Source organism: Floricoccus penangensis (assembly GCF_001832885.1).
Classification (GTDB): domain Bacteria; phylum Bacillota; class Bacilli; order Lactobacillales; family Streptococcaceae; genus Floricoccus; species Floricoccus penangensis.
Genome location: NZ_MKIQ01000023.1, coordinates 48,771 through 62,306, shown reverse-complemented (window position 1 = coordinate 62,306; position 13,536 = coordinate 48,771). Strand labels below are relative to the sequence as shown.

Here is a 13,536-nt window from a genome sequence, read left to right as displayed (position 1 = left end):
CTCCTATTTAACCTTCTTATCTAAAATAAAGTGTGCAAAAATTACTAGTCCCATCATCAATCCTGATATAACAAAATCATACAAGGTGAAGGGAAGTTGGCTTTTGTCCAAATAGAAAACATCAATTACAACTGCCATAATAGCTGCGATGGTTAAAAACATAAGTAAAACCATCTTATAACGATTGAGAGGTCTACTCACTCTGACAATCATTAACAAACCGTTGAGAAGCGCCAGACTAATACAAATTATTCCAAGTTTACTTGAATCATCAATAAAGATATTAGTAAGTAATACTGCCAGCACTAATGTTCCACCACCGACTAGGGCATTCGTCATTACCGACTTCATAAAATCTGGTTTAACCTTATTTTTATTTTCTTCAAAGGTTAAGAAGAATGACGGTATACCGATAGTTATAGTAGAGATTAGAGTAAACTGGATTGGTGTAAATGGGAATTTAAGGGCAAATATTATTGAAAGAATTGCAAATATTATAGAAAAGAAAGTCTTGGTTAAGAATAAAGATGCTACCTTCTGAATATTATTTATAACACGACGACCCTCCATCAAAATATCATAAAATACAGAAAAGTCATCAGTTAAAAATACGATATTTGATACGCTTTTAGCTGCACTTGTTGCACCATTCATTGCAAAACTCACATCCGCCTTTTTAAGTGCTAGGACATCATTTACCCCGTCTCCGCTCATAGCAACTGTCTTTTTATCCTTTTGCAAAATTTCAACCATTGCTTCCTTTTGAGTTGGTGTTACTCGACCAAAAATATCATTTTCAAGAACTACTCGCTCAAAATCATCAAGCTCTACCTTGCTCATATCAACAGCCTTAGCATTTGGATTAAACCCTGCCTTAATTGCTACACCTAAGACAGCCAAATGGTTATCACCACTTATTATTTTAATTGATACATCTTGGCTTTCAAAATACTCAAAAGTTTCTTTGGTATTTTCTTTTATCTTATCTGAGAGAACAACACTTCCTATATATGATAAATTTTCAGGAATTTCGACATAATCTGAACTCTTAACTAAAGTTAATACACGAAATCCTTGCTTTTTCATATCTTGATAATGTTCCGGTATTGAATCATTCAAATTTAAAAATTCATCCGCCCCAAAAAAGTAAGTACCTTCTCCTTCAACCTGTATGAATGAATATTTATTTTTACTAGAAAAAGCTCCGATTTTTCTTACGTGCCAACTTTTTTCAAGCTTAAGGTAGTTTTTCAAGGCGATTGAAGTTGCATTCTCATCATCAAAGTAGGAAAGATAATTTTTCAAGACTTCTTCAACCTTATCAGATGTCTCTACAACTTCCATTTGACCCGTAGTAATGGTTCCAGTTTTATCGAAACAGAGAGTATCCACGCGCGCTAAAGTTTCAACGCAATAAAGTTCCTGAACCAAGACCTTTTTCTTTGATAGCTTATAGGCAGATACGGCAAGGGATACACTAACTAAGAGCATGAGTCCTTCTGGAATCATACCAATCAAAGCTCCAGAAGTTGATAGAACGATTGAATTGTATGTTCTACCCTGACTTATCCCCCTAACAACTAACAGTAAAGCTATTGGTACCATTAAAAGAGAAATTATTTTTAGTATTTTATTAAGATTATCTCTCAGTTCTGATGGATATTTTTTAAATCTCTTTGACTTTTGAGCAAATTGATTAATGTAGCTATCCGCACCGACTGCTGTAACCTTGATTAAAGAACTACCACTTACAACATTACTTCCACTTAAAAGATGGTCATCCTTTGATTTATGGATATTATCACTTTCACCCGTAAGGAGAGATTCATCAACTTCAATTTGGCCTGAAATTATATATCCATCAACTGGGACTTGATCTCCTAAGCTAAGATGAAGATACTCACCTTCAACAATATCTTCTGAATATACTTCAACCGTTTTATTATCACGATTGACCTTATATTTACTTCTACTAAGCAACTGAAGATTTTCTAATGCTCTCTTTGAGCGAATCTCCTGAAAACTACCTATTAAGGTATTGATAATAATAACAAAGACAAAAGTCAGATTTTCAAATCTAAAAGTAGTAGCAACGAATAATGCTATGACCAGAACCATACCATTGATGAAAGTAAAGGTATTTGAAAGAATTATATCCCAAGTACTTCTAGTGGTCTTATCCTTGTCCACATTTTTCTTGGCATTTTTCACTTGTTCTTTAGTTAAATATTCCATTCTCCCCCTTCTCCCATCTACTTAGTCATTCTCAAAATATGGTATCCCTAGATGTTCGTAAGCAAGTTTTGTAGCTTTTCGTCCTTGTCTTGTACGTATTAAGAAACCTTGCTGAATCAAATACGGCTCATACATGTCTTCCACCGTATCTCTTTCCTCAGCAATATTTACCGCAAGAGTACCTAGACCAACAGGGCCTCCCCCGTACATTTCAATCATGGTACGTAGAATCTTTTGGTCGACATAATCAAGACCGGCTCTATCAACATCTAGCATAGTCAAGGCGCGATCTGTAATTTCCTTTTCGATTATTCCCTCACCTTTAATTTGTGCATAGTCACGTACCCTCTTCAAAAGACGATTGGCAATACGTGGGGTTCCACGACTTCTAAGAGCTATCTCAAGTGCCCCATCATCCGTTATTTCCATATCGAAAATATCAGAAGTCCTCATTACAATTTCTTTAAGGTCTGATACTTCGTAGTATTCCATATGGGCAGAAATCCCAAATCTAGCTCGAAGTGGATTTGATAGCATCCCTGCCCTTGTAGTAGCTCCAATCAAGGTAAAAGGAGGAAGTTCTAAGTGAACACTTCGGCTACCATCACCTGAACCTAACATAATATCAATGTAGAAATCTTCCATAGCTGAATAAAGTATTTCTTCTACATTCATTGGCATACGGTGAATTTCATCAATAAACAGTACATCACCTGGCTCAAGTTCATTAAGAAGTGCTACCAAATCTCCTGGCTTTTCAATTGCTGGACCACTTGTTTGCTTAAGTCCAACACCAAGTTCATTTGCAATTACAAAAGCCATTGTTGTTTTACCAAGACCCGGAGGTCCAAATAATAAAACATGGTCGAGACTTTCCTCACGAATTTTAGCAGCTTCAATAAATATCTCAAGTTGCTCTTTAACCTTATCTTGTCCAATATATTGTTTTAAAGTCTGTGGTCTTAAAGAAAGCTCCACGAAAGTATCTTCATCATGCTCATGGGCATCTAAAAATTCATTTGTCATCTGTAAAAATCTCCTATTTTTAACATTATAACATAAGAAAAGACCGAGTAAATCGGCCAAGGGTTCTATCCCATCATCATTCTTAAGGCAGTCTTGATATAACCTTCTGTTGTATCTTGAGTTGCTTCTAGTTTTGTACGAACTTTTTTAAGTTCAGTTGCACGATATCCAAGAGCAACTAGAGCTTCCATTGCTTCTTCTAATTCCACATTTTCATTATTAGCAACAGGGTCTTGAACAGTACCTGCCACAATTTCAAATTTACCTTCAAGGTCCAGTACCATTTGCATGGCAGTCTTTTTACCAACACCTGGGAATTTAGTCAGGTATTTAATATCACTTGCATGAATTGCTTCAACAAGTCCTTCATTATCAGCTGTAGCTAAAATGGCAAGAGCTGATTTTGGACCAATCCCTGAAACACTGATCAGCTTCAAGAAGAGATTCTTTTCTGATTCATTCATAAATGCATACAAACTATGGGAATCATCACGAATTACTTGGTGTACATAAATCTTCACATCAGAATTCATTAAATGAGAGTAGCTATATGGATTTGCGACATTCAAGATATATCCAATTCCTGAAACTTCAACAACTATGTAAGTAGGAGTAATTTTAGTTAAAACTCCTTTTAAGTATTCATACATTTTTATAACCTCATGCTCTATTAAGTATTCATCTATTATAACAAAAAAAGCAAAGCATTTCTGCCCGCCCTTTCTTAATGTTACTTTTTAACTGATGCCTTATAAACTTTAGATAAGGCCCAAGCAAGTGCTAACGTACTACCAACTGTAAAGATAATTGCCATAACAACCTCCCATAATGATTATTATTTTTTATTAGACAAACAATATTACATATTGCATCCTTTGTCAATTATTAAAACTCTAAATTCCAACCACCATGGTGGTTTTCTTGGATTCGTCTAAACATCTTCTCCATATCACTCTTAGTAAAATGAACAAGCACGGGACGTCCATGTGGGCAATTGTATGGATTCTTACATTTAGCAAGATCAACAATAAGTTTACGAGCACTCAGCTCATCAAGCCAGTGATTAGCCTTAATAGATTTTTTACAAGACATCATAATAGCTAAATCTGCTCGATATTCCTTGACCGATACTCTTCCTAAAGTCAAAAGCATATCTATCATTTGATAGACAGCAGCCTCAACCTCTGATTCGTTCAACCAAGTTGGATGTTCACGCAAGATAAACTGCCTATCGCCATATTCTTGCAAGTTAATACCAGTTTGAGCTAAAATATCCAACTTCTCTTTTATCAAAATAAAATCATCTGTTGGGAAGGTGAAAATATAAGGAACAAGTAATTGCTGTTGCTTATCTTCAACTTCACCAATTTTGTCTCTGAAGTATTCATACTTGATTCTTTCCTGTGCAGCATGTTGGTCAACTATATAAAGACCATCCCGACCTTGGGCAAAAAGGTAGGTACCGTGCATCTGACCAAAGTAGTCAAGTTCAGGGAATGTAGATTCTTCTTCGTTAACTAGTTTATCTGAAATTGTACCAAACTCTTTTAATGATTTTTTATCTGAAAACTTAAAGTCTGGATGTTCGATATCATCTTCAGATTCATCAATCCTAGTAGCAAACTTAATTGCTGGTGAACTAATATCTTCCTTAACTTCTAGCTCTTCTTCAACAACGGACACTTCTTGAGTCTGAGGACTTGAAAAGTCTTTTTCTTTCTCAAAGGGTGTTCTTTCTTGACGATTACTTGTAAATGATTTTGGAACATCTTCCTTTACATCATCTTTTACAAAGAAATCATGGCGTTCCTTATCATAATAGAGGTTTGAACTAGTAAGTGGTAAGGTAGTTTGTTCTGGTTTAATCCTTTTTTCTCTTGATTTTTGGAGGTTATCAAGTGCATCTGGAATTAATACTTCTGGTTGTAGAGCTTCTGAAATTGCTTTTTTTACAAGGTCCATCAACTCTTTTTCTTTGGATAAGCGTACCTCTTGCTTGGTTGGATGGACGTTTACATCGGCTAAAAATGGGTCAAGTCTAATATCAAGGACAGACACTGGAAAACGACCGACCATCAGTTTACTTCCGTATCCGTCAACGATGGCGCGATTTATAAGGAAATTTTTGATATATCGTCCATTTATTAGAACGGTAATATAGTTTCGATTAGCGCGTGTAAGTTCTGGTAATGAAACGTATCCTTTGAGCTCAAAGTCTAAATCACTAGCAGAAATTTCCACCATCTTTTTAGCAGTAGCAACTCCGTAAACCCCAGCTATCGCAGTCTTTAAGTCGCCATTACCTGCTGTCTTCATCATTTGCTTACCATCATTTATTAAAGTAAATGATATTTCAGGATGGGCTAAGCTTTGTCGATTTATAACATCAGTAATGTGAGAAAGCTCTGCCTGCATACTCTTCATGTACTTCAAACGAGCTGGAGTATTAAAGAAGAGATTCTCAACAGTAATCTTTGTACCAGCCCTTTTAACAGCAGGTTTAAAGGTTTCGATATTACCACCTTTTGAATATAAATAGCTCCCTGCTTCTTCTGTTCCTACGCTTGTTTCGATAGTCATCTCACTTACACTGGCAATAGATGGCATGGCTTCACCTCGGAATCCAAGTGTTCTAATCCTGAAAAGATCGTCTGCTGTTTTTATTTTACTAGTTGCATGACGTTTAAGGGCAAGTTTAACATCATCAGCACTAATTCCCTCACCATTATCTGTCACACTAATAGATTTGAGACCACTCTCTTCAACGGCAACAGTAATCTGACTACTACCTGCATCTATGGCATTTTCTACTAATTCTTTTACTACGCTCGCTGGTCGTTCAACAACCTCACCAGCAGCAATTTTATCGGCTAAATTTGCATCTAATTCTATAATTTTTGCCATAATTCACTTCCTTGTCTAAATACTTACTTCATTATATCAAAATTCAGCAATTACCACTTTAATTTCATTTTAAATAAAAAGTATTAGCTATCTTACTTAAGAAACTAATACTTGTAAATATTATCAATTTGTATTTATCACTAGACAAAGCCCATAAATAAAATCATAAACATAATTATCCAAATCCACCATAAAATGAATGCTAAAAATATACAGAGGATTGAAGTTAATATCTTAAATTTGTATTTACCTTTAAAGACTATAACAGCAAGATTGATGAAAGAAATGAGAATTGGTAAATATAAGATTAATGACATGATATAAACTAATCTATTAAAACTTTCTACATTGTAGCCAATTTGATTTCCTAAATATTTATAATTATAAATAAGTAAAAAAGCTACCAGCATAATGGCGAAGGAATAAAAGAAATAATTTCCTTTTGGCAAACTTCGACATATAGAATATAGTGTTATAAGGTAAATTATTCCAAAAACTATACTGACCCCAATTGATGATAGAGCTAACGGCATCGTACATCCCCCATGATATAAATTATACTAATCCCAAAAATACACCAGTGAAAACAACCATCCACAATAAAAATAACAAGATATTGAAAGCTATAAATATAAGAGTAGTTAAAATTTTATATTCAGCTCCTAATTTAAATATTTTAATTAACCAATTAATGCCAGATGTTGCAAAAGGTATAAAAAGAATTATCCCTACAATTTCCGTAGGAGTTTTGATTTTATTGTAGTTTTCATTTGAAACCTGGCTTAAGTAACTACTATAATAATAAATATTAAACAAAATAATTATAAATACAAAAACCAATAAAAAATATTTTTCATAAGGCACTTTACGGTTAGTAAAGTATATCATTAGAATATAGAGAAGCGAAAAAACAATCGCTACCACTGAAAGTGAATTAAGTGTAAAAGTCATATTTTTCCCCCAAAAAAATAAATCCTTTAATTATACAAACCCAATAAATATACCATCGAACATCACTATCCATAACCACCACAATAAAACAAGAAGCAGTAGAGATACAATAATAATTGGTATTTTCTGAGTAGCATCCCCTTTTAATAATTTAAAAATTGAATAAGCATAAGCCGCTACATAAGGAATGAAAGTGATATTACCTATTATATAGGTCAACATACTTAAAGTATCATAGTTATTAGGAGTAATCTTGCCTAAATATACATAGTTGTAGATTCCTACAAAAATAATTATTAGAGAAATGAAAATAAAAAGATAGTACTGCGCATTCGGTACCTTACGATTAGTGAAATAAATTGTAACTATGTAAATAACTGTAAAAATAATACTAATCCATATAGATGATTGAGCAATTGCCATAATAGACTCCTTATCGTACATTTTTATATCCAGAAATCCTTTTCTTGTTAAATTTATTATAAAACAAAACATAGCAATAAACAACTTATATTAGAACACTCTAAAAACGAAATTAAAAAAGCGGTTTCCCACTTTTTTAATTTACATATTTATTATTTAGCATCTGACTCTTTTGCTTCATTTGCCTCAGCTACTGCATTATTTAAGTCATCTTCTGTCCAGTTTTTAGCTTTCAATGCACGCTTCTTACAAGCTGAACAAAGAGCATCTTCGCCTGTACCGATCTTATGATTTTTTGCATGAAGGTCTTCAACACTTCCTTCAAATAATTCTTTTACATTATCACTCTTTAAGTATTGGCAATCTGCATATAAATGATATTTTTCACCAGATTTTGTACCATATACTAAATCTTGATCAGTTAAAGTTTTTACTACTTGTGCTTGTGCTGCATATTTTTCTTGTGAAGGTGGATTAAAATCTGCACCTGCCACTCCAACTAAAATCATAGCAATAACAGCTACACCACCAATAATACCCTTTTGTTTGCCATCCATATCTTTATTAAAGAATACAAATACTACTAAAGGTAGAAATGCAACGATAGCAACAATCATACCAAGTTGACTTTGCATGAAGAACAGGAATTTATTTTTTTCACTTGGTGGATCCATCTGGTTAGAACGTTTCCATAAGAAACCTCCAAGAACCGCAAATGCTGCATCAACTGCAATGATTAATAATGGGATCCAAAGCTTGATATCGCCACCATTTTGTCTTATGTAAACAATATTTGCTACTTGCGCTCCAATAGCTGCAAGCCATGATAGAGCTGCAAAAATTCTATACTGAGTAGCTTTTCCTTTATTCTCTTTAGAAGGTTTCCATACAGGTTCTTCTTTTTCTTTACCTGCTTTTTTAACTTCTTCTTTTGGTGCTTCTGTTTTTTCAATAGTTTCTTGACTATCTGATTTAGCTGTACCAGACTTTGCTCTTACAGGTTTATCTTCTGAAGCTGTAGGTTTTACTACCTTATCTTTATCAGCTTCACCTTTAACGCTAGTGATTTTCTTCTCAGCCATTATACTCCCCTTTTTCTCCTAATTTTTGTTTCATAATAGCATAAATTCGAACTACTCACAAGGCACTCACACCTAATGGTAGGCTAAATTTCATATCATTTTTTTAAGCTCCCATATTATATTCATGGCATCCATTGGAGTTAGGTTCATAACATCAATAGCACTGAGCTTTTTGACCAATTTCGAATCTGCTCCAAAGTCTCCAAATAAATCCAATTGAGCACTTTCTTCTTTAACAACTTCTGCAACTTCTATATTTCTTTGAGATAAATCTTCTAGACCATCCTTATTTTGTAGACTAGGTGCTTGATTTTCAAGCTTATCAAGAATTTCTTGTGAACGAGCTAATAACTCTTTAGGGAGTCCTGCGATTTTAGCTACATGAATCCCATATGATTTATCAGCAGGACCATTTTCAATTTTATGGAGAAAAGTCACGTCACCATCTTGTTCAAGCGTTGCTACATGGACATTTTCTAAACTATTTAATTCATCGTCAAGTTCTGTCAACTCATGGTAATGGGTTGCAAATAGTGTTTTAGCATGGATATTATTGTGGATATATTCAATAATTCCTTGAGCAAGAGCCATACCATCATATGTAGCCGTTCCACGTCCAAGCTCATCAAAGAGAATAAGACTATTTTTAGAAGCTAGTCGAAGGGCATTATTGGCTTCCATCATTTCCACCATAAATGTTGATTGTCCTGACGTTAAGTCATCACTTGCTCCAATACGTGTAAATATGGCATCAAATATTGGCAAGGTTGCTGACTCAGCTGGAACATAAGATCCTAATTGAGCCATAATTGCAGTTAAAGCCAGTTGACGCATATAAGTTGATTTACCACTCATATTGGGACCTGTAATTAATTGAATCTCGACATCTTTAGATAGATTAATATTATTAGGAACGTATTCCTGACGACCAAGAACCTTCTCAACAACAGCATGACGGCCATCAACAATGTTTATAGTAGCCCCATTCACTTGGAGATTTGGTCGCACATATTGGTAAGTTTCAGCCACGACTGCTAGAGCTTGTAAACAGTCAAGACCTGCAATAGTCTTAGCCAAAGCTTGAACCTGTGATATATATGCTTCTACTCTATCACGAATGGCCATAAAAAGATCATATTCATAAATTGAAGATTTTTCTCTAGCTTCAATCATCTTGCCTTCAATCTTTGCAAGTTCCTCTGTACCATAGCGCTCAGAATTTTTCAAAGTAGCTTTACGGAAAAAGTAATCTGGGACTTGATCTAGATTCGAATTAGTCACATGGAAGTAGTATCCATCCTTTCGATTATAATCAATTCTTAGCCCATTGATACCTGAGTTTTGACGTTCACGCGCCTCAAGTTCAGCAATCCAAGCTGTCCCTTCACGAAGTGTTTGTCTATATTCGTCAAGTTTCTCATCATAGCCATCCTTGATTACCCCACCTTCTGTCAAAAGTCTTGGAGCATCTTCAGCAATACTTTCTTCTAAAAGACTTCTAAGTTCTGGAATATCATTTAAATGTTGGATTATATTATCCAAAGCTGGATCTGCAATAGCCTCTAAGATTGCTTTAATTTGTGGAACTTGAGACAAGGTATTTCTTAGCTGTAAAAAGTCAGGTGCTGTAGCCTTACCAAATGAAATACGACTTGATAAACGCTCAATATCATACACACCTTTAAGTGATTCAACTAAGTCAACTCGTTCAAAAAAGTTATCCAGAAATACCTGAACTACCTTTTGACGATTTTCAATTCTTTCTTTTTTAATCAGAGGTCGATCAATCCACGATTTCATCATTCTTGTTCCCATGGCCGTTTTAGTTTCATCTAAAAGCCACAGTAAAGTACCTTGTTTTTTACCAGTTTTAAAGTTACTAGTAAGTTCCAATGATTTTTTTGTCGCATAATCCATCTTTAAGAAGTCGGTTACTTCATAAACTTTTACTTCCTGAATATGGCTGAGATTTCTCTTTTGTGTTTCTTTAATATAAGTTAAAAGTTTAAGAGAAACATTTTTTTCCACTAATGGTAGGATGCTGGGAATTAATCTAGCTTCCTCCATATTGTCCATAATTGTTTTCTGGTTGCTAACTAAGACATTAAGTCTTGCAGTTAGTTCAGCAAGTTGTCCTTCGGTTGCTTCATAACCAAATAATATTTCCTTAGTCTGAAGGCTTGCTGCCTCACTTATAACATCAGCAAACTCAGTTAATTGCGTTACATAAAACTCACCAGTCGTTAAATCAATATACGAGAATCCATAGACAGAACCATCAAAATCAACTGCCGTAAGGTAGTTGTTTTCTTTATCTGCATCAAGGGCATCTACTGCTGTACCTGGAGTTATTACTTGAACTACTTCACGTTTTACGACCCCTTTAGCTTGCTTGGGATCTTCCATCTGCTCAGCAATTGCTACCTTATGACCGAGGTCAACCAAGTTATCAATATATTGCTGTACACTGTGATAAGGAACCCCTGCCATTGGAATTGGATTATCAGCGTTTTTATTACGGCTCGTTAATGTAAGCTCAAGAATTTGAGCAGCATTCACTGCATCATCATAGAATAATTCATAGAAATCACCCATTCTAAATAGAAGAAAAGCATCGGGGTAGTCAGCCTTAATTTCTAAATATTGCTGCATCCCTGGTGATAATTTTTCAGTTGCCATTACCTTCTTCCTCCTCATCTATAAACTGTAAGCTACTGTTAATTCTGTCTTCTAGCTCACCAGTAATATATTGCAAAAGGTCGCTTACGTCTTCAAGCTTAGAACGGTATTGTCTTATTAATGGATTAGCATTAAGTTCTTCTTCTATCGCACGTGCCTCTCCTATTGTTGCTTCATATGCTTGGTGCTTATCAATTTTTTGAAAAAGAATTCCCTCTTTTTGCAAATCTTTCATCTTTTCTTCCTGAGCCCAAATTTCCTTATCAGACTTAATCATTTCTTCTAACCTTTGAAACTCTTGGACATAGTCAATATCACTAACCTTATTACGTAATTGTTCTAAAGCTAGCTCATAATCTTCCTTACTCATTATCAATTGCCTTACTTATTTCATTATGTAGTTTTTGAGCTTCTTCAATGCTTGCACAGGTTATCAAAAGAGTATCTGCTCCTGCGAGAGTACCTAAAATACCTGGGTTTTCACTGTCATCTAAAATATTAGCAAGAATATCTGCTTCTGATAAACGTGTGTGTACAACTACCATAAACATCACACTTGATACTGTGAGGACATGGTTACGATACGATTGTGCTATGTCCTCAACATTATTAGACTGCTCATCTAATAATACGTAAAAAGAACCTTCAGCTGTTCTGCTTTTTATAATACCCAGCTCTCTAATGTCCCTAGATAGAGTAGCTTGAGTTGTTACAGCCCCATTTTCAGCTAATTGACGGCTCAATCCTTCTTGAGTTTCAATTCTATTTTCTCTTATTAATTGCTTAATAAGTTCATGTCTTTCAATTTTTTTCATACTTATAATTATACTAAATTTTATACATTTTATAAACATCATAAAAAGTCCAATATCAATTTTGGACTTTTTTTATATATCTTCTCGAAAAAGTGGCATACTCATACAACGAGGTCCTCCACGCCCTCGCACCAGCTCACTACCAGGTATATAATTTAGTTTTATGCCAGCTTTTTTCAAATGTTCATTTGTTACAGGATTTCGATCGTATACAATAACTTCACCAGGAGCAATTGCTAAAGTATTAGATGCATCATTCCATTGTTCCCTTGCGGCAGTAACATCACATCCTGCTCCACAACGCAGTAAAATCACCTCTTCTAAATTAAGAAATTTACATAATATATTTTCAAGACTATCTAACTCTTCACTGGTTTCAAGCACTCCATCATTATCTATAATTGAATAAACCTTTAGCTCATCTTCAATTTCAGGATGGACAGTAAATTTATTGTAGTCTACCATAGTAAAGACAGTATCTAAATGCATAAATTTGCGATGTTCTCCGATATCAAATGCCAATATTTTCTTAAATCCCATATCTTCTCTAAAAATATTTTGTGCAAAATCCTTAACCGACTGAAGCATTGTCCTTTCAGAGACTCCAACAGCAATTACTTCTTTAGAAAGAATTAATTGATCTCCTCCTTCAATACTTGTTTTTGCTCTCCTATCATATAATCTAGGGATGTCTTTCTTGGAGAAACGTGGATGAAAATCAAATATATATTGCCCATAAATTGTTTCCCGATTCCTAGTCTCGGAATTCATTTTATTCAAGGAAATCCCTTTACCTATCGAAGAAAAATTATCTCTTGTAAAGTATAGGTTTGGCATGGGAGCGACAAAAAATAAATTGTCTCTTTCTTTTTTGTCAGAGAAAGAATCTTCCTCAAAATCCAAATCACTCTTTGAAATCCCAGCCATTGTTAAGTCAATTAGCTTTTGCATATCAGAAATATTAAGAAAAAAATCTTTTAAAAGTTTCCTATTATGATCATCTTTAATTTTTGCTTCATACAAGAATTGATCAATAAACTGTTCCTTTACTTCCTCATTAATAAGAGACTCTGCTGCTAAATTTTCTAAATATAGGACTTCTATACCTTTTGATCTTAAAAGATTTGCAAAATTATCATGCTCTACTTGTGCTTGTTTTAAGTATGGAATATCATCAAATAACAGCTCATCCAAATAATCAGGTGTTAAATTTTCAAGTTCTCTACCAGGTCGATGAAGTAAGACCGTTTTTAGCTTACCGATTTCCGAATATACATTTATCTCATTCATATAATTCCAAATCCTCTCCTTACAATTGAACACATTAACATCTTTGTTAAAAAGTATTATATATTATTGTTCCAAATATTTAAAATATTTTATAAATTATTTAATATCTTTGGAGTATGTATTTTATAAGA

Annotated in this window: 11 protein-coding genes; all 11 read right to left on the bottom strand. The window is 34.2% G+C overall.

The genetic code is table 11. From position 1 onward, the window contains the following. Window positions 1-3: 3 nt before the first annotated feature. A complete protein-coding gene (locus tag BG262_RS03595) occupies window positions 4-2,235 on the bottom strand; it encodes an HAD-IC family P-type ATPase (protein WP_070787516.1) in 2,232 nt (743 codons plus the stop codon). A gap of 21 nt (window positions 2,236-2,256) precedes the next feature. After that, window positions 2,257-3,261, bottom strand: coding sequence for a Holliday junction branch migration DNA helicase RuvB (gene ruvB / locus BG262_RS03590; RefSeq protein WP_070787515.1), 1,005 nt, complete (start codon window positions 3,259-3,261; stop codon window positions 2,257-2,259). 65 nt (window positions 3,262-3,326) lie between these two features. Then, the gene (ruvA, locus tag BG262_RS03585) at window positions 3,327-3,911 is read right to left on the bottom strand and encodes a Holliday junction branch migration protein RuvA (protein WP_070787514.1); all 585 of its coding nucleotides are present in this window, start codon (window positions 3,909-3,911) and stop codon (window positions 3,327-3,329) included. A 235-nt stretch (window positions 3,912-4,146) separates the two neighbouring features. Further along, a complete protein-coding gene (mutL, locus tag BG262_RS03580) occupies window positions 4,147-6,165 on the bottom strand; it encodes a DNA mismatch repair endonuclease MutL (protein ID WP_070787513.1) in 2,019 nt (672 codons plus the stop codon). Window positions 6,166-6,720: 555 nt separating this feature from the next. Beyond that, window positions 6,721-7,116 carry a hypothetical protein gene (locus BG262_RS03570; protein WP_070787511.1) on the bottom strand — a complete coding sequence of 132 codons (396 nt, stop codon included), beginning with the start codon at window positions 7,114-7,116 and terminating at the stop codon, window positions 6,721-6,723. 30 nt (window positions 7,117-7,146) lie between these two features. After that, the gene (locus BG262_RS03565; protein WP_070787510.1) at window positions 7,147-7,539 is read right to left on the bottom strand and encodes a hypothetical protein; all 393 of its coding nucleotides are present in this window, start codon (window positions 7,537-7,539) and stop codon (window positions 7,147-7,149) included. Between the two features lie 152 nt (window positions 7,540-7,691). Next, window positions 7,692-8,621, bottom strand: coding sequence for a hypothetical protein (locus tag BG262_RS03560; protein WP_070787509.1), 930 nt, complete (start codon window positions 8,619-8,621; stop codon window positions 7,692-7,694). A 90-nt stretch (window positions 8,622-8,711) separates the two neighbouring features. Next, a complete protein-coding gene (gene mutS, locus BG262_RS03555) occupies window positions 8,712-11,300 on the bottom strand; it encodes a DNA mismatch repair protein MutS (protein WP_070787508.1) in 2,589 nt (862 codons plus the stop codon). After that, window positions 11,290-11,670, bottom strand: a complete 381-nt coding sequence (locus BG262_RS03550) for a YlbF family regulator (protein ID WP_070787507.1) — start codon at window positions 11,668-11,670, stop codon at window positions 11,290-11,292. Before BG262_RS03550 ends, mutS begins: the two co-directional genes overlap by 11 nt. Continuing rightward, the gene (gene argR / locus BG262_RS03545) at window positions 11,663-12,115 is read right to left on the bottom strand and encodes an arginine repressor (protein ID WP_070787506.1); all 453 of its coding nucleotides are present in this window, start codon (window positions 12,113-12,115) and stop codon (window positions 11,663-11,665) included. The genes BG262_RS03550 and argR overlap by 8 nt, the downstream gene beginning before the upstream one ends. A 72-nt stretch (window positions 12,116-12,187) precedes the next feature. Continuing rightward, on the bottom strand, window positions 12,188-13,405 hold the full coding sequence (arcA, locus tag BG262_RS03540; protein ID WP_070787505.1) for an arginine deiminase: 1,218 nt from the start codon (window positions 13,403-13,405) through the stop codon (window positions 12,188-12,190). Window positions 13,406-13,536: the final 131 nt, after the last annotated feature.

What these genes read in the sequence shown, in the direction of transcription:
- BG262_RS03595 (WP_070787516.1), bottom strand. Translation starts at nt 2,235, where the DNA reads ATGGAATATTTAACTAAAGAACAAGTGAAAAATGCCAAGAAAAATGTG.
- ruvB (WP_070787515.1), bottom strand. Translation starts at nt 3,261, where the DNA reads ATGACAAATGAATTTTTAGATGCCCATGAGCATGATGAAGATACTTTC.
- ruvA (WP_070787514.1), bottom strand. Translation starts at nt 3,911, where the DNA reads ATGTATGAATACTTAAAAGGAGTTTTAACTAAAATTACTCCTACTTAC.
- mutL (WP_070787513.1), bottom strand. Translation starts at nt 6,165, where the DNA reads ATGGCAAAAATTATAGAATTAGATGCAAATTTAGCCGATAAAATTGCT.
- BG262_RS03570 (WP_070787511.1), bottom strand. Translation starts at nt 7,116, where the DNA reads ATGACTTTTACACTTAATTCACTTTCAGTGGTAGCGATTGTTTTTTCG.
- BG262_RS03565 (WP_070787510.1), bottom strand. Translation starts at nt 7,539, where the DNA reads ATGGCAATTGCTCAATCATCTATATGGATTAGTATTATTTTTACAGTT.
- BG262_RS03560 (WP_070787509.1), bottom strand. Translation starts at nt 8,621, where the DNA reads ATGGCTGAGAAGAAAATCACTAGCGTTAAAGGTGAAGCTGATAAAGAT.
- mutS (WP_070787508.1), bottom strand. Translation starts at nt 11,300, where the DNA reads ATGGCAACTGAAAAATTATCACCAGGGATGCAGCAATATTTAGAAATT.
- BG262_RS03550 (WP_070787507.1), bottom strand. Translation starts at nt 11,670, where the DNA reads ATGAGTAAGGAAGATTATGAGCTAGCTTTAGAACAATTACGTAATAAG.
- argR (WP_070787506.1), bottom strand. Translation starts at nt 12,115, where the DNA reads ATGAAAAAAATTGAAAGACATGAACTTATTAAGCAATTAATAAGAGAA.
- arcA (WP_070787505.1), bottom strand. Translation starts at nt 13,405, where the DNA reads ATGAATGAGATAAATGTATATTCGGAAATCGGTAAGCTAAAAACGGTC.